General features: G+C 58.5%; 13 protein-coding genes. 2 read left to right on the forward strand and 11 right to left on the reverse strand.

Translation table 11 applies throughout. The features are described from left to right. Positions 1–49: 49 nt before the first annotated feature. From fabV to PVZ78_RS26160, 4 genes are all read right to left on the reverse strand, one after another. On the reverse strand, positions 50–1,246 hold the full coding sequence (gene fabV / locus PVZ78_RS26145) for an enoyl-ACP reductase FabV (RefSeq protein WP_016704607.1): 1,197 nt from the start codon (positions 1,244–1,246) through the stop codon (positions 50–52). Between the two features lie 209 nt (positions 1,247–1,455). After that, on the reverse strand, positions 1,456–2,745 hold the full coding sequence (locus PVZ78_RS26150; protein WP_273829514.1) for an NAD(P)/FAD-dependent oxidoreductase: 1,290 nt from the start codon (positions 2,743–2,745) through the stop codon (positions 1,456–1,458). Further along, positions 2,745–4,298 carry an amino acid permease gene (locus tag PVZ78_RS26155; RefSeq protein ID WP_273829564.1) on the reverse strand — a complete coding sequence of 518 codons (1,554 nt, stop codon included), beginning with the start codon at positions 4,296–4,298 and terminating at the stop codon, positions 2,745–2,747. The genes PVZ78_RS26150 and PVZ78_RS26155 overlap by 1 nt, the downstream gene beginning before the upstream one ends. Positions 4,299–4,788: 490 nt before the next feature. Further along, positions 4,789–5,382: a CGNR zinc finger domain-containing protein gene (locus PVZ78_RS26160; RefSeq protein WP_151263985.1), complete on the reverse strand. Its 594-nt coding sequence runs from the start codon at positions 5,380–5,382 to the stop codon at positions 4,789–4,791. Positions 5,383–5,507: 125 nt separating this feature from the next. Between PVZ78_RS26160 and PVZ78_RS26165 the strand changes: the two genes are divergently transcribed. Next, the gene (locus PVZ78_RS26165; protein ID WP_273829515.1) at positions 5,508–6,389 is read left to right on the forward strand and encodes an alpha/beta fold hydrolase; all 882 of its coding nucleotides are present in this window, start codon (positions 5,508–5,510) and stop codon (positions 6,387–6,389) included. A gap of 80 nt (positions 6,390–6,469) precedes the next feature. On the opposite strand, the gene PVZ78_RS26170 is transcribed toward PVZ78_RS26165, so the two are convergent. Beyond that, complete coding sequence (locus tag PVZ78_RS26170) at positions 6,470–9,061, reverse strand: EAL domain-containing protein (RefSeq protein ID WP_273829516.1); 2,592 nt, start codon at positions 9,059–9,061, stop codon at positions 6,470–6,472. Positions 9,062–9,257: 196 nt separating this feature from the next. Between PVZ78_RS26170 and PVZ78_RS26175 the strand changes: the two genes are divergently transcribed. Then, positions 9,258–10,076: an amidohydrolase family protein gene (locus tag PVZ78_RS26175; RefSeq protein ID WP_273829517.1), complete on the forward strand. Its 819-nt coding sequence runs from the start codon at positions 9,258–9,260 to the stop codon at positions 10,074–10,076. A 217-nt stretch (positions 10,077–10,293) separates the two neighbouring features. Here PVZ78_RS26175 and PVZ78_RS26180 read toward each other — a convergent pair whose 3' ends face one another. From PVZ78_RS26180 to PVZ78_RS26205, 6 genes are all read right to left on the reverse strand, one after another. Further along, a complete protein-coding gene (locus tag PVZ78_RS26180) occupies positions 10,294–12,000 on the reverse strand; it encodes a hypothetical protein (RefSeq protein WP_273829518.1) in 1,707 nt (568 codons plus the stop codon). Between the two features lie 346 nt (positions 12,001–12,346). Beyond that, positions 12,347–12,940, reverse strand: coding sequence for a hypothetical protein (locus PVZ78_RS26185; RefSeq protein ID WP_273829519.1), 594 nt, complete (start codon positions 12,938–12,940; stop codon positions 12,347–12,349). Between the two features lie 495 nt (positions 12,941–13,435). Beyond that, a complete protein-coding gene (locus PVZ78_RS26190) occupies positions 13,436–14,332 on the reverse strand; it encodes a nucleotide-binding protein (protein ID WP_273829520.1) in 897 nt (298 codons plus the stop codon). Then, the gene (locus PVZ78_RS26195) at positions 14,332–14,607 is read right to left on the reverse strand and encodes a hypothetical protein (RefSeq protein ID WP_273829521.1); all 276 of its coding nucleotides are present in this window, start codon (positions 14,605–14,607) and stop codon (positions 14,332–14,334) included. The genes PVZ78_RS26190 and PVZ78_RS26195 overlap by 1 nt, the downstream gene beginning before the upstream one ends. A 506-nt stretch (positions 14,608–15,113) precedes the next feature. After that, a complete protein-coding gene (locus PVZ78_RS26200; RefSeq protein WP_273829522.1) occupies positions 15,114–15,734 on the reverse strand; it encodes a dihydrofolate reductase family protein in 621 nt (206 codons plus the stop codon). Between the two features lie 199 nt (positions 15,735–15,933). After that, complete coding sequence (locus PVZ78_RS26205) at positions 15,934–16,218, reverse strand: DUF3077 domain-containing protein (protein ID WP_023968040.1); 285 nt, start codon at positions 16,216–16,218, stop codon at positions 15,934–15,936. Positions 16,219–16,319: the final 101 nt, after the last annotated feature.

A 16,319-nucleotide genomic window follows, 5' to 3' on the forward strand; every position in this document is an offset into this window, starting at 1 on the left:
GACAACGCCCCTCATGAGAGGGGCGTTGGCGATGACGCAGTAAGCTCGCTTACACCTGGATCAGGTTGGCGATCTTCACGTCCGGATCGACATCGGCTTCGTAGTCGACGCCGTCGATCTCGAAGCCGAACAGGCGCAGGAATTCCTGCTTGTAGCCGGCGAAGTCGGTCATCTGGTAGAGGTTTTCGCTGGTGACTTCATCCCACAGCTGCTTCACGCGGTCCTGGACGGCGGGTTCCAGTTCCTTGTAGTCGGCACGCAGGCGGCCTTCCTGGTCGATGATCGGGTTCGGGTTGTACAGGCTGTCCTTGTACAGACCGTAGACCTGTTCGATGCAACCTTCGTGACTGCCCTGCTCTTTCATGACCTTGAACAGCAGCGACAGGTACAGCGGCATGATCGGGATCGCCGAGCTGGCCTGGGTCACCACGGCCTTGAGCACCGATACCCGCGCGTCGCCGCCCAGGTCCGACAGCTCCTTGCGGATGCCGATGACTTTCTGGTCCAGGTCCTTCTTGGCTTCGCCGATGGAACCGTTCCAGTAGATGTCGTGGGTCAGCTTCTCGCCCAGGTAGGTGAAAGCGGTGGTCTTCGCGCCTTCGGCCAGTACGCCGGCTTCGTGCAGCGCGTCGATCCACATCTGCCAGTCTTCGCCGCCCATCACGGCCACGGTGCCGTCGATTTCTTCCTGGGTGGCTGGCTGCAGGGTGGTTTCTTTAACGATTTCCTTGTCGGTGTCGACACCGCGCAGGGTCACGGATTTGCCCAGCGGCTTGAGGGTCGAGCTCAGGACTTCGCCGGTTTTCGGGTGGGTGCGACGCGGAGCGGCCAGGCTGTAGACCACCAGGTCGATCTTGCCCAGGTCGCGCTTGATGGTTTCGATGGTCTGGCGCTTCACTTCGTCGGAGAAGGCGTCGCCGTTGATGCTCTTGGCGTACAGGCCTTTTTCTTCGGCGAACTTGTGGAAAGCCGCGGTGTTGTACCAGCCGGCGGTGCCGAGCTTGCCGTCAACGCTGCCGCGCTCGAAGAACACACCCAGGGTGTTGGCGCCGCAACCGAAGGCGGCGGTGATACGTGCGGCCAGGCCGTAGCCGGTGGAAGCGCCGAGCACCAGTACGTTCTTTGGCCCAGCGTCGATGGTGCCTTGTTCGGTGACGTAGTCGATCTGTTGCTTGACGTTGGCTTCGCAACCGACCGGGTGGGTCGTCACACAGATAAAGCCGCGAACGCGGGGTTTGATGACCATACACAATCTCCCAATTTCAATATGCCAAGAGCCAATACGGGCTGCAGCAGCGTCACTTGTTCAAGTCGTAGACGCTCGGAACGTCCTCGCGTCACGCCTTGGGTTTTCAATGAGTGCAGATTTGCCCGCCAGCATAAGTTCATTCCGGGGTTTGGGCCAGAAAACGCTGAGATTGCTCCATGGCCTGTACGGCGTGGGAAAAGCGGCGGTCATTTGTTCAAGCGGTGGGCATCGTAGGCGTCCAGGGCCTGATAGGCGGTGTAGGTCGCCTGCGCCGCGACCAGGCCGGCCAGGCCAAAGGTGGGCACCAGGCCGAACTGGCCAAAGCCCTGGGGAATGGGGATGGCCTTGGCGATGGCATCCGCCAGCACCTCCCCCGCCACCGTGGTCGGGGCCATGCCGTGACCGCCGAACCCCACGGCATGCCACACGCCGTTGTCGTCCCGGCCGATCTGCGCCATCTGCTGGCGGCCGTAGCTCATCAGCCCGCCCCAGGCATACTCGATCTCCACATCGGCCAGTTGCGGGTAGACCGTCACCAGGTCGGCTTTGAGCAAGCCGGCGATCGCCTGCGGGCCACGGTTGAGGATGGAAATCCGCCCGCCCCAGAGGATCCGGCTGTCCGCCAGCGGGCGGTAATAGTCGAAGGCAAAGCGGGTGTCGTAAATGGCCGACTCGCAGTTGATCGAATCCTTCAGCGCCTCGCCCAGGGGCTCGGTCGCCACCACATAGGTGGCAATCGGCAGCGTCGCTCGTTCCACCGGGCGGTACAGCCCACGGGCATAACCGCCCGCGGCGAACACCACCTGCTCGGCCAGCACCTCGCCGCCCGCGGTCTTGACCAGGTACTTGCCGCCCTGCCGCTCGATCGCCAGGGCCGCGGAGTGTTCGTGGATATCAATGCCGTAGCCGGCAACAGCCGAGGCCACGCCATACACATACTTGAGCGGGTGGAAGTGAAAGGCGTTGCTCTCGAACAAGGCGCCGAAATAGCGCTCGGTCTTGAGCTTTTCCCGCAACTCGCCCGGCGGCACGTACTGCCAGTCGACGCCGTAGACCTCCTTCATCAACTGCCGAGGTTTTTCCAGGCGCGTCGGGTCGTTGAACCAGTTGGCCAGCAGCACGCCCCTGTCGGTCAGGTCGCACTGGATGCCGTATTGCCGGACGCGCTGGCGAATCAGCTCGACCGCGTCGATGGTCAGCCGGTAGAGCCGCCGCGCTTCCTCGCGGCCCAGGGTCTTGAGCAGCTCGGCATTGCCCAGGCAGTAACCGCCGAATACAAAACCGCCATTGCGCCCCGAGGCGCCGTGCCCGACGGTGTGGGATTCGAGGATCACCACATCCTTGACGCCGCGTTCGGCCAAACCCAGCGCCGTGGAAAGCCCCGCCAGCCCGCCGCCCAGAATGCACACCCGGGTCTCCACCCGGCCGCCGAGCGCCGGATAGGCGGCCTTCTCGACCGTGGCTTCGTAATAACTTTCGAGAAAATCCTGACTCATCACTTGGCTCCGACCTGGGTCATGCGCACAGGAAGACCCAGATTCTCATTCATCGCCGATTCCGCTGGCAGATCACATTCGGACTTGCTGCGAATCATTGAAAAGCTCATGTCATCGAACCGGACGAACCTGGAGCCACTGATGACTTTGTGCGCCAGCCAGATCACCAGGAACAGCACCAGGCCAATGTAGGTGGCGGTCAGCCCGGCCCAATCGATCGAGTCGCCGAGCAGGGCCTGATAGTTCTGCCCCAGGGTGACGAACAGGCACAGGACAAAGGCGAAAATCGGCCCGAACGGAAAGAACCGCGACACATAGGGCAGATTGCCCAGGTCGTTGCCCTGGCGCACATAGCCGCGGCGAAACCGGTAGTGGCTGACCGCAATGCCCAGCCAGGCGATAAAACCGAGCATGCCCGAGGTGTTGAGCAGCCAGTTGTAGATCTGCCCCGGGCTGAAAATGAAGGTCAAGAAGCACAGGGCCGCCACCGTGGCGGTGGCCAGCAACGCCCACCGCGGGGTGCCGGACTGGCTCAAACGGGCGAAGATCGCCGGCGCCTTGCCTTCCAGGGCCAGGCTGTAGAGCATCCGCGAGGAGGCATACATGCCGGAGTTTCCGGCGGACAGCACCGAGGTCAGGATCACCGCGTTCATCACCGCGGCCGCGCCGAGCATGTCGGCCCGTTCGAAGATCAGGGTAAAGGGGCTGACCCGGATATCGGACACCCCATTCCTCAACAGGCTGGGGTCATTGTAGGGAATCAACAGGCCGATGATCAGGATGGTCAGCACGTAGAACAGCAGGATCCGCCAGAAGATCTGCCGCACCGCGCGCGGCACGTTTTTCCCGGGGTCCCGGGTTTCACCGGCGGCGATACCGACGAACTCGGTGCCCTGGAACGAAAACCCCACGATCATCGCCACCCCGACCAGGGCCCCCAGGCCGCCGACAACAGGCGCATCGCCAATCAACCAGAGCCTGGGGCCGGCATTTTCGCCGCCGCTGAGAATGCCGAACAACATCAGAACGCCCACCGCGATAAACAGCAGGATAGTGATGACTTTAATCAGGGCGAACCAATATTCGGACTCACCGAACAAGCGCACCGAGGCCATATTGAGTGCGGTGATGATCAATAAAAAACCCGCACTCCAGATATACCCCGGCACATCCGGAAACCAATAAGCCATGATGATCTGCGCGGCCACCAGATCGACCGCAATGGTCACCGCCCAGGCATACCAGTAGTTCCAGCCCAGGGCGAAGCCGAAACTTTCATCGACATACTTCGAGGCATAAGTCGAGAACGAACCGGTGACCGGCATGCAGGACGCCAGTTCACCGAGGCTGGTCATCAGAAAGAACACCATGGCGCCAATGACCACAAAGGCCAGCAGCGCTCCGCCGGGGCCGGACTGGGCAATGGTCGAGCCCGAGGCGACGAACAGCCCGGTGCCGATGCTGCCGCCAATGGCGATCATGCTCAGGTGCCGGGGCGTGAGGGTTCGTTTCAGTCCGCCGGTGGTTTTCTCGCTGTGAAAATCGCCGGCCATGTCGCACGCACCCGGCACTTTTGTGGAGTCTGTCATGGATCACCTTTTTATTATATTTAAGCCACCGATGAGTTGACTCACACGGTATGGCAGTGTCCCTGGATTGTTTTCCGCACTCACTAAAGCCCACAAAAATACCGCTGACAAATGATTTTCCAGCATCACATCAGTCGCTTAGGGAATACGCCTGCGGTGAAAAAGTTTAAAAAAACGACACACTAGCAAAGTGCTATCCACCCACAGACCATAACTAAAAGCCTGTCAGGATTAGTTGGTTTTCTATAACGAAAAATAGAAGTTTCCTACAGGTAACAACTAACAACCTGACATGTAGTAATAGTCTTTACATAGCCAAATATGCATCCGCCTGGACGGCTGCGCGCTGCGCAATGGGGGCGGGAGCAGAAGAGCGTCCGGCGCCCTGCCCCTGCTGGCGCCGATCATGCTGTTGGCGGCTTGGAAGATCAGTGCCAGCGCCAGCCAGGCAAGCCTATTGCCCGGCCTCCTGGCGGCGCTTGCGGAACTCGGCCACCTTATGCCGGTTGCCGCACAGCGCCATGCTGCACCAGCGCCGCTTATGGGACTTGGTGCGGTCGAAGAACATCAGCGAGCACTCCGTGCTCTCGCACTTGCGCACCAGATTGAAGTCGCCCTCGGCCAGCAGCTCGGCGGCGTGGAACGCCAGCTGGCTCAAGCGCCGGGCCGCGGCATCGGGTTGGTGAAAGCGCTCCAGTGCCGGCGCCCCCGCGTGCTCCCAGACCAGTTGCGGCACCGCCTTGAGCAGAAAGGCATTCAGCGCTTTCGGGTCCGCCGGGCGGTTTTCCCGGCGCGCGGCCACCAGGCGTTCAATGCACTCGCGCAACGCCCGCAGCTCGCCGAGCAAGCGCCCCTTCCCCGCCGCAGCAACCTCACTCGCCGGCCCCAGGCCGATCTGCTCAAGCCATAACGCCGCGTCCTCATCGCTGTTCAACAGATCGCGGCGTTGCCCCTCGACCATCATCCGGGTGTTCAACAAATCGAGTGCCGGATGATCGGCAAGCACAAAGGGGGCAGGCAGGCCCGGGGCGGTATCGGAGGCAGTCATGGAAATCTCCTGGATTCGAGGGCCAATTGTAACCTATAAAAATCATTTGACTAGTTACCAAAGCCATGCAAAATAAAAACACGTAACCGGCAATATAAATTTAATCAGTTACAGGAGATCCAGCCATGACCCCCTCCACCCCAACCCGGGTTGCCTACAAATTCGCCCAGGCCGATGGCGTCCGTGTGTTCTATCGCGAGGCAGGTGCCGCTGATGCACCGGTGTTGCTGTTGCTGCACGGCTTCCCCAGTTCCTCCCACCAGTTCCGTGAGCTGATCCCGCTGCTGGCCGAGCGCTATCGCATCATCGCGCCGGACCTGCCGGGCTTCGGCTTCACCGAAATCCCGGACGAGCGCCATTACGTCTACAGCTTCGACGCCATCGCCAAGACCCTCGGTGAGTTCGTCGAGGTGCTGGGCCTCAAGCGCTATGCCCTGTACTTCTTCGACTACGGCGCGCCCACCGGCCTGCGCCTGGCCCTGGCGCACCCCGAGCGGGTCAGCGCGATCGTTTCGCAAAATGGCAACGCTTACCTGGAAGGCCTGGGGGATGCCTGGGCGCCGATCCGCCGCTACTGGGCAGAGCCCTCTGCGCAGAACCGGCAGGCGATCAGCGATGCCGTGCTGAACCTGCAAGGCACCCGCTGGCAGTATGTGGAGGGCGTGAGCGACCCGGACCTGATCGCCCCCGAGGCCTATCACCTGGACGCGCTGCTGCTGGAACGCCCGGGCAACAAGGAGATTCAGCTGGACCTGTTCTACGACTACCAGAACAACCTGAAACTGTATCCGGCGTTCCAGCAGTTCTTCCGTGATCACCGGGTGCCGACCCTGGCCATCTGGGGCAAGGGCGATCCGTTCTTCATCCCTCCGGGCGCCGAGGCCTACCGCCGCGACAACCCCGATGCGGTGGTGGAACTGCTGGACACCGGGCACTTCGCCCTGGAGACCCATGTCGAGTACATCGCCCAGCGGATCGTCGAAGTGCTGGGCCACGCGATCGATTAGTCCGGGATTGCACCCCCGCCAACCTCGGATCGAGGACCCTCGCGGCAAGGACGCCGCCGGTCCTCGAGTCGCCCCGCCCGCTAACGGTGCCAACCAACAAACCACTGCCCGAACACCCGCGCCGGCATGGGCGAGGAAAACAGTTGGCCCTGCCCCACGTCATAGCCCCGCGCTTGAAGAATGTCGCGCTGCGCGGCGTGTTCGATGCCCTCGGCGACCACCCGCAGGGACAGGCCCTTGCCGATGCCGATGACCGCCTCGCTCAAGGCGCGGCAGGTGGCGTCGTGCTCCAGCTCCTCGACGAAGCTCTGGTCCAGTTTCAGCTCACTGATCGGCAAGCGCCGCAGATAGCCCAGGCTGGAATAGCCCGCGCCAAAGTCATCGATGGCCAGGCGCACGCCCAGGGTGTGCAGGTCCTGCAGGGTCTGCTCGGTGGTCGGGTTGCTGCACAGGAACACGCCCTCCGTGACCTCCACGCACAGGTCCGCCGGCTGCAGGCCGCAGCGCTGCAACTGGCGGGCGATCAGGGCCGCCAGGTTGAAGTTATGGAAGTTGATCGGCGACAGGTTGACCGAGATGGACGGCACCCGGATTCCCGATCGGCGCCAGCGCGCCAGTTGCTCGCAGGCCTCGCACAGCACCCACTGGCTGAGGTAGTTGATCAACCCGCACTCCTCGGCCAGCGCGATGAATTGCGCGGGCGCGATAGTGCCCAGGCTCGGATGCTCCCAGCGCGCCAGCGCCTCGACCCCGACCAGGCCGTTGGTGCGCAAGTCGATCTGCGGTTGATAGACCAGGTGCAGGCCGTCGCTGGTCAGGGCCTGGCGCAGCGCCGTCTCCAGTTGCAGGCGCTGCTGGGCGAGCTGGTCCATCTCCTCGAGGAAAAACCTGAAACCGCCGCGCTCGGTACGCTTGGCCTGGTACATGGCGATATCGGCGCAGTGCAACAGGCTTTCCATATCCTGGCCGTCGCTGGGGTACAGGCTGACGCCGACGCTGGCCGAAGGAACCATGGCGGTCCCGGCAATATCGGCCGGGGCGCCCAGGGTCAGCATCAGGCGCTCGATAAAGGCCGTAACCCGGGCGGCATTCATCCGCGGCAGCACCAGCACGAACTCGTCGCCCGACAGCCGGCCGACGATGTCCGATTCGCGCAGCACGCTGCGCAGCCGTTGCGCCATGACCTTCAGCAGCTCATCGCCCGAGGCGTGCCCCAGGGCATCGTTGACCTGCTTGAAGCGGTCCAGGTCGACATACAGCACCGCCAGCTCGCCCTGCTCCAGGGCGACCTCGGCGAGTCTGCGGTTGGCCTCGGCCAGCAGGGAACTGCGATTGGGCAAGCCGGTCAGGGCATCGGACAAGGCCATGCGCTGGATCGACTGGCGCGCCTCCTCGCGCTCCAGGGCCAGCATGCACAGGTAGGTCCCGGCCATGATCAGATGGGCATGGGTGGTATCGGGCTTGCGGCTCTCCCGGAAATACAGGGCAAAGGTCGCGCAGACCCTGCCGCCGCTGTTGCGCACCGGCATCGACCAACAGGCCCGCACCCCGGCCTGCTGCGCCAGCCAGCGGTAATCGGCCCACAGCGGATCGGTGTCGATATCGGTGACCAGCACCGGCTCGCCGCGAAAGGCCGCGGTGCCGCAGGAGCCGGCGGCGGGCCCGATCGGCAGCCCCTCCATGGCCCTGGCGTAATCGGCCGGCAGGCCGGGGCTGGCCAGGTGATGCAGCAGCCCTTGTTCATCCACGCGGAGTATCGAGACGACGACCTCCGGCGCCAGGCGCTCGATTTCCTGGCACAGCAGGGTCAACACGTTCTCCAGGGCCTGCTCTTGCAACAGAGCGCCGATGACCTTGTCCTGCAGCACTTCGGGCAGCCTGGAACGGGTGATGTCGGTGAACACGATGACAATGTTGCCGATCCGCCCCTTGGCGTCGAACACCGGCGCCGAGCAGACATGCACCCACAGCCGCTGGCCGTTGCGCTTGCTGACCAGGCCGCAGGCTTCATGGGGCTGGCCACTGAGGATGCTCTCCAGGTGCAGCTCGTCGGCCTGGGCCGCCCCCGGGGTATCGGCGACGAAGAACATCTGCGGCGAGCGCTCCAGCAATTCCTCGCGGGAATACCCCAGCAAGCGCACCAGCCCGTCGTTGATATAGATCAGCCGGCCGTCGGCGTCGACGATGCAGGTGGCCGAGCTGCTGGCGTTGACCGACATCGACAGCAAGCGCTGCTCGATATCCTTCAGCCGCGTCTGGGTCACGTCCTTGAAAAAGGCGGCATAGAGAATGCGCCCCTGCAGGGTGATTTTCGAGATCGCCATCGCGCCCCAGCGTTCTTCGCCATCTTTGCGGGTGATGCACACATCGCGGCTGGTGCCGATGATCTTATTGATGCCGGTCTCGCCGTCGTTCCGCGAGCGGATGGGGATCGGCACCAGCGTGCCGACCTCGCTGCCCAGCACCTCGTGCCGTTGACAGCCCCAGAAACGCTCGGCTGCCGCGTTGAAGAACACCACCTGGTTACGATCGTCGATGATCACCACGGCATCGTTGGCCTGTTCCAGGGTCTGCGCGAAAAAGTCCGCCGCCTCTTCTCCGGTCGTTGACCCGACGCTCATATCCATCGCCGCCACTGCATGCATGCCATCACGGTCATCGTCCCTGATCACGGTGAAGCGCCATCAAGAGCCCTCGAACTGGAGGGGGCCGGTCCTCGAAGCAACACCCGGCACGGCTCAGCGAGGCTGAGAAACGCGCGTTTACCCGAGCGAGCAGGACATCAGGCCATCGGCGTGGACATGGATCTTTTAGGCCATCGACCTGAAATTAGAGAATAGCCGCGAAGTGACAGGGCCACGGAAAACCGTGCGAACGTCGCCAAACCTCGGCGTCCTGTCGCTGCTCGATCCGCGCCAGGCCATCGCCTTCGCGCAACGCACCAACGAGCAGGTCACCGAGCAGTTCGTCGCCCGCCACCCGCAGCGCTTCAAGGCCTTCGCCACCGTGGCCCTGCAATCGCCCAGGGCCGCGGCGGACGAACTGGAACGTGCGGTAAAGGATTACGGCATGGTGGGGGCACTGATCAACGGCTACACCAACATCGGCAACGCCGATACCGCGCAGTACCTGGACGAACCGCCGGTCTGGGAATTCTGGGAGCGCGTGGCGGCGCTCAACGTGCCGGTCTACCTGCACCCACGCGAACCGCTGCCGAGCCAGCGACGGATCTACGAGGGTTATCCATCCCTGGTCGGCTCGGCCTGGGGCTTCGCCCACGAAACCGCCACCCACGCGATCCGCCTGATGCTCAGTGGCCTGTTCGACCGTTACCCCAACCTGACCCTCATCCTTGGCCACTTGGCCGAAGGCCTGCCACTGATGCTGCCGCGCCTGGAACACCGCCTGCACATGCAACGCGAAGGCGAAGGCCTGGGCAACGCAAAAAAACCGGTCAGCCACTACTTCAGCCACAACTTCTACCTGACCACCGCCGGCCACTTCCACACCAAGGGTTTGCTGGACGCCATCAGCGAAATTGGTGTCGATCGTGTGCTGTTCTCGGCGGACTATCCGTATGAAAGCATGGCGACGGCGAGTGACTGGTTTGATCAGGCGCTGATCAGTGAGAACGATAGGGAGAAAATTGGGCGGGGGAATGCGTTGAGGTTGTTTGGGTTGAAGTGACAAAAGATGGGGTGCGGGTATTTGGGGAGGTTGGGGCCTGAATATCCGTGCTTTGAATTGTTTTGTTTTTGTTTATCAGTGCTCTGTGCACGGATGGATGTCTATCTCGAAACCTGTCTGAGGTATTTCCTGCATGCCACATGAAAACCTGAAGCGTGCTGTAAAAAATGCCCAGGGGTAGTAGGAATCAGGAGGAAAAATCTGTCTACTTTTTAAGCTATGGGTCTCCATTGGCTTGTGCGGGCTCGAGTTGAAGGCGGACATAGCGCGGTTCGCGCTGAAGCACGTCCGCTGTATAGCTCTTCACAAGTTGAAGGTTTTCAGCATCGTAGGTGATGCCGTCGACAAGGCAGGCTTCAGCCACGCGGGGGGTGTCGCTTCGTAACCAGACGTAATGTTTCTTCGTCCAGGCAAGAATCGCCTTATGCAAGGGCCGGTTGTCCTTGTAGAAGTCACCTTCACTTATTTTCAACCCCATAACGTTCAAACAGAAACTAAGAATCTTTGCTCCTTTAAAGTTTGGGAAGCGGATCATGTCGGCGACCTCATTGTACAGAAGCCGGCGTAACTTGAACTTTATAACTTGGCCTACAGGCCCGTTAAGTTGAGAGCGCATTGGGGCCCAAATCGTGTTGTGCTGTAATGACCAACATTCCCACTGCGGCGAATTTACAGCCGAGGCGTGGAAGATGACCTCGAAGATTAGGTTCGCGAGATGGTCGCAAAACGACTCACGTGGGGGGCCGTATTCCACCTTCACACGACGCCTGATGTGAGCAGGTACTCCTTTTTCATCAAGAATTTTTACCGCATCGCTGATGAACTCCATAACTACTCGGAGGCACTGAAAATCATCGCTGTCCCACGTATTAGTTACCGTATTCAGTTTGTACAAGCCTGAGACAGCACTCTCAATGTAATCTAAGGCACAGTAGAGAACGGTAGAATGATTCCAATACGATGTATCCGCATAGTCTTGGAGAGTAATCAAGACCAACCGACTGTAGGCTTTCCACTGCGCCGCACTCCATTTCGACTTACCTATGATGTCAGGCTCAAGCAGTGTCCTAATGGTCTCAACCATCATGTAGTTTCCGAACATCGCTTGGCTGAGGGGTTTGTGGTAACCAATCAGCCCAGAGTCATATCCTTCCGCTTCGTGGTAGAGGAACGAGTTCGTGTTCAGCAGCGCTTCTTTTACGATATTTTTGGCGAAAATTTCGACCTGAATACCGTACTTTTTCGTCTCGCCCATCTCTAGAAAAATAGCCAAGGCGGTACCCGGTGAGGATTCGACGATTACTCGGCAGAAGCGCTTGTCAGCCATAAGAAGAAGCAGATCGTTTGCGTATCCTACAACCGCAGGTGGATCCGGCTGTAACCCACCTTTATTTTGCTTACCATGATAACGCTCTAGGTCTCTGCGGTCGGTTGCATAGTGCACTAGCGCTCTGGCTGAATACGTGAGTTCGTCAGCTGCTACGGCCAACTCAGTTGGATCGCCTTTCAGAATTAGCCGATATAAGGTCTGCGCGTAGCGCTTGGCATTACGCTTCCCAAATGTTGGCCGCCTGATAAAGGCGAACCATGCCCAAGTTAGGAATGTAAGGAGAAAGATGCCTGCGAGGAGGGTCTGCCAAGAAGCTGGTGTGAGCAGATTACCTTGAGGGATGAGCCATCCTTGAGCACGCCACAAGTCGGTTAGCAAAGTGAGTATGCCGACAGTGGCGACGACCGAGAAGGTCACGCCTTGGAGGGGAACTGGGGCTGTTTGTACTCGGAAACGGTAACGAACGTCACCAATTGTCCAAGCAAGGACCATGAGAGCGAGGCCAGCGAGAAACTCCGAGAAGCCGAAGAGCTTAGATCCGTTGGAGTCTAGCGGAATGAAACACACTGCCGCAAAGCACTGCTCACTTACCATAATATTTCCTTTTCGGAGTTTCTTTCACAATAGATGCTCTGCGGATGCTGCCCAAAAATTCAAAAAATTTTCCTTCTGGACTACCTTTCTATTTTTCACCCCCCTTACCTTACATTCATTTCCAGCTTACAAGCGTAAGTCGAAATGCCAATTCGACCAAATACTAGGGAGTACAGTGTTTTGAAGGTATATGGAAACAGCTACCTGACGAACTTAAGTGGTACGCGTTCAGCCGCAGCTTCGGTACTGCTGTTGGTACAGCGGACCTGAGCCGGTGGTAAACATCGCCAGGGCCATGGACGCTCGGTTTAAGCTTTATTTTCCGAAGTGCGTGTTTACCAACTAGTCAGGCATTGTTGTTATTCCATACTGGAACTCCCGGGCCTGATGAGCTTGGAAACTGAAATCCCATGTATGTCACCGAATCGACGACTGCGCAAATAAGTTCTACGGCGTGCCGACGCGTGATCTCAAGCCATGCTTTATCGATCGGGGTATCAAACTGTTCACTCTGTTTGTTCACGTAGAATGGTATCGAGGCACCGCTTGGATCGGGCGTGCGCCAAGCCCCATGGCAAAGAACATTTCTGACCTTCGAGGCCGCTCGTAGGTCCTTCAGCAGATCATCGCAGTTGCTGATCGTTGCTTCGGGGTGTTCACGAACTGCCTTGCCGTAAGTATCTATGAGGTTGCCAAGTGGATCGGATAACGACCGCTCCATCGTTGTCACCCATTTTTCATAGGCGCTAGCAATCTCCGCGTCGCTATATGGCTTGGTGGCTGTGAGCGCGAAAATTGCCTTACACAGTACATCCTCAAGCAGGCCGAACGTGGCTACAGTTCGCCCAAGCACCTCCCAAAATTCAGCAGGCTGTATGTGAGTTGGATAGTCATTGGGTAGTCGTGATTGATCAATGATGTAGCGCTTTATTTCAGTCATCGTGAATATGCTCGAATAGAGGCCTAACGATTAAGTGAGCGGGCAAGCAAAAGCGCAGCTTTTGAGTTACGCCCCAGAGGCAACAACATTAGACGACGAAAGAAGGCTACATGGGCTATATGTAGATTACAAAGTCGCTAGCAGCGTGTCTATAGCTTGCTTCTGGCCGCTATCCGTCATTCATGACCGGCCACTTTCAACCCTCTAAGCAAGCATCCAGGATGCCTATGTTCACTCCCCAAGTTCCGTATGTGATTATCAGAACCGGGCCCAGGGCTCCAGCCCTTACGTGTTGTAACTGGACCCAAGAGAACAAAGCGGCCCTTTAACTGGTGCTGATGTCGGCATTAGCAAACGATCAGCTAACCGTGGTTAGAGCCGACCACCTGAGTGCTGAGTTTACAGCTACAGTCTTCTACTAAAGCGGTTGAGTACAGCATAATAACGGGCTGCAGTATCAGTGCAGCTATGGCTGCTTCATAGAAATCGAATCAATCACACACGCATGACTTTATTCCAATCAACCGTATGTCCAGCAGCTTGTAGCTCCCGCCCCAGAGCCCCCTTCCAGCCACCTGTGTCGTCCATTTGCTCCCACACCACTCCAGCAAAGTCACTTGGAATTTCTAGCTGACCCCGTTTGAGAGCACAGACCTTGTCACGTCCAAGCCGACCAATAAAGTAACCCAGTTCCAACAGAACATTCTGACGAGCCCGTGGCTCAAGATCGCCTCCTTTGACTTTGCCTTCGTCGTCAGGAGTAAGCAGTACAACGGCAAAACTTACATCTCCATGTGCCTCCACTTTTTCGATGACTGTCCGTCCTTGGTTTGCCTGTTCATGCAAGATGATGGCCTCAAACCCTATTCGCTCAAGAAATCGTGCAACGGTCTCACGGGCCCCATTATCGTGACCATGGACAATAAAAACTTTATTGGATATAGGCAGTTTCAAATGTGGCTCAACCTTTCCATGCGTCTGGACGTAGAGTTTGTAATCCCTAACGAAAGGGATGATGAGTTGGCTGGTCAGCTCGCGAATTCCAGCTATCACTTTATTACCTGCGTAAAAGAAATGATGGCTGAAATTAATTGCGAAGTCCGGCTCCGCTGCCAATTTATCAATCAGTAACAGGGTTAGACCTAACGTTTCTGCGTGATCATCGGGCCAGAGGAGAGACGCGCTACCCACCATGGTCCCACCAGTACCCTCACTCACTTTTAAAAAACTCTCAAGATCCAGATCTGCTCTTAAAGAGCTGTTGATTTTTTCGAGATCAGGGCTGTTCAGGAGAGCTGATATTTTTTTAAGCGGACGCTCAAAGGTTTGGAGACTGGCACCTTGCAAATCGAGTACAGCATTGTTCAGCTGCGAAAATAGATCCACGTGCATTACTCTTCATCCTCCAGTCTCGACGCTGCCGCACGATCGAGGATCTCTGAGCGGTATCGCTCCTTCATCTCCCCCGCCAAAGGCTGAATGATAGGATTGGAAGCATGCTGGCCTATGCGCTCATCAATAACTCTCTCGACTTGTCTAATGGCTTCCTCAATGCTCGCCGGATCATGGGGGTTGAAATTTACTGTGCAAAGATCACCGTCGAGGTTCTGAAGCACCTCTTGGGCTTCCTTCAACTGACGCTGGAGCTGATTAAGTCCTTTGAGCATGATTACCATCCGTATGAGTTGTGCCAGAACACTATAATTAATAGTCGAGCCAGCGGGAGGGCGCCATAGGTTTAGCGAAACTCACCGGATTGCCGAGACGTACTGGACCTTCATGTTCAACATCGTAACGCCTGGACGCTTGAGCTTGATCTGAGGCACTGTATAAAAAGTCATGTCGTAGACACCGTCGTCAGTAGGCTGGCGTCGCCATCGCGGCAAGACCCGCAGACTTGCAATAGCGTGTCTCCAGCCGACGGTAGATGGCTGGTGAATGCCCGTTGCCGGCCCCAAGTAAATACCCAAAAACCTCTACTCACGCCCCGAAGCTCCAGAGGTGACTATCAATACAAAGTGCTGGACTCCAGCCCTTACGTGGAAACCTGACTCAAGAAACCGGCATTTATTTCATTCAATAAGAGAGATGGAGAATGGATCCGCTAGGTAACAAGAACACGAATATTGCGCCTCCCCTCCATCTGCTCAAGTCAAGGCCGTTACGGGCTGTCCTACTCTTCGAACGTTCCTGTTCGCACCTCACCACTACGAACGTAGTGAGTGATCAACACCCCGCCAGGAGTACTCGTCGAGTTCACCAAAGTGAAAGCCGACGCCTGGGCTTGGTCGTCGAATAGGCGTTTACCGCGTCCCAATACGATGGGATGGATCATCAGCCACAGCTCGTCCACCAACCCGGCGGCCAGCAGTTGGCGCACCAGTTCACCGCTACCCTGGGTCAACAGGTTGGCGCCATCCTGCTGTTTGAGGGCCTGTATAGCGTCGGCAAGGTTTCCTTGCAGCGCATGGCTGTTGTGCCAATCAAGCGTATCGGGACTATGGGTGGCCACGTGCTTGGGCACGCGGTTGAACAGGTCGGCGATAAAGCTGTTGCTTGAACCGGCCTGTATGTGCGGCCAATACCCCGCGAATATGTCGTAGGTGCGCCGCCCCAGCAGCAAGTCGAACGGCTGTGAGAACAGGTCCTGTATGGCCCGGCCGAAGGCTTCGTCGGCGTAAGGCACTATCCAGCCACCGAAGCGGAATTCGCCGCTGGTGTCTTCTTCAGGCCCGCCGGGTGCTTGAATGACGTTATCCAGACTCATGAAAGCGGCAACGATAAGCTTGCGCATGGTCTTCTCCTGGTTCGTCTGCGTAAAAGTGCTCAGGCAAGGAGCGCCGACGATCATTGCGACCCATCGGCTTCATTCCCTGAAAGATAGTCGAACCAGACTCCGGGAAATCGACAGTGCGATACCAGGGTAACCGCCATAAAAAACGCCGTTTCCCTGCCACCCAGAAACGGCGCCCTGCCCAACATCCATCCACCTACTAAACCTGCAACACCTCCTCTTCCCTCAGCCCCAACCCCACATCGTCAATCACCGCCTTGCCCATCTCCGCCAGAAAGTGCGCGGCCCAGGCGTAACGTTCGCCCTGCTCTTCCATGGCAGCGTCCAGGGCGAGTTTCTTGGCGTAGTACAGCAGGGTCGAAGCGTGTTCCAGGGCTTGGTGCAGAGGCACGTCGGCGTTGACGCGAAACAAGGTTTGATCGCCATCGCCGCAAGGGCCGAAGGTGACGAAGCCGAGGGTTTTGACAGGGGTGGAGGTGCTCATAGCGCACCTCCTTTTGCTCTTGGGAGGCAGAGGTGATTGAGCAAGAAAAGGAAGTGGGCAAAACCGCGATCTGCGGACGATTTGTCGGCGCACATAATTGA

The sequence above is a fragment of the Pseudomonas sp. SBT1-2 genome (assembly GCF_028640875.1).
Taxonomy (GTDB): Bacteria; Pseudomonadota; Gammaproteobacteria; order Pseudomonadales; family Pseudomonadaceae; genus Aquipseudomonas; species Aquipseudomonas chlororaphis_I.

Excerpts from the sequence above, each read along its gene's own strand:
- PVZ78_RS26195 (WP_273829521.1), bottom strand. The coding sequence starts at position 14,607 with ATGCTCAAAGGACTTAATCAGCTCCAGCGTCAGTTGAAGGAAGCCCAA.
- PVZ78_RS26155 (WP_273829564.1), bottom strand. The coding sequence starts at position 4,298 with ATGGCCGGCGATTTTCACAGCGAGAAAACCACCGGCGGACTGAAACGA.
- PVZ78_RS26185 (WP_273829519.1), bottom strand. The coding sequence starts at position 12,940 with ATGACTGAAATAAAGCGCTACATCATTGATCAATCACGACTACCCAAT.
- PVZ78_RS26205 (WP_023968040.1), bottom strand. The coding sequence starts at position 16,218 with ATGAGCACCTCCACCCCTGTCAAAACCCTCGGCTTCGTCACCTTCGGC.
- PVZ78_RS26150 (WP_273829514.1), bottom strand. The coding sequence starts at position 2,745 with ATGAGTCAGGATTTTCTCGAAAGTTATTACGAAGCCACGGTCGAGAAG.
- fabV (WP_016704607.1), bottom strand. The coding sequence starts at position 1,246 with ATGGTCATCAAACCCCGCGTTCGCGGCTTTATCTGTGTGACGACCCAC.
- PVZ78_RS26165 (WP_273829515.1), top strand. The coding sequence starts at position 5,508 with ATGACCCCCTCCACCCCAACCCGGGTTGCCTACAAATTCGCCCAGGCC.
- PVZ78_RS26190 (WP_273829520.1), bottom strand. The coding sequence starts at position 14,332 with ATGCACGTGGATCTATTTTCGCAGCTGAACAATGCTGTACTCGATTTG.
- PVZ78_RS26200 (WP_273829522.1), bottom strand. The coding sequence starts at position 15,734 with ATGCGCAAGCTTATCGTTGCCGCTTTCATGAGTCTGGATAACGTCATT.
- PVZ78_RS26160 (WP_151263985.1), bottom strand. The coding sequence starts at position 5,382 with ATGACTGCCTCCGATACCGCCCCGGGCCTGCCTGCCCCCTTTGTGCTT.
- PVZ78_RS26180 (WP_273829518.1), bottom strand. The coding sequence starts at position 12,000 with ATGGTAAGTGAGCAGTGCTTTGCGGCAGTGTGTTTCATTCCGCTAGAC.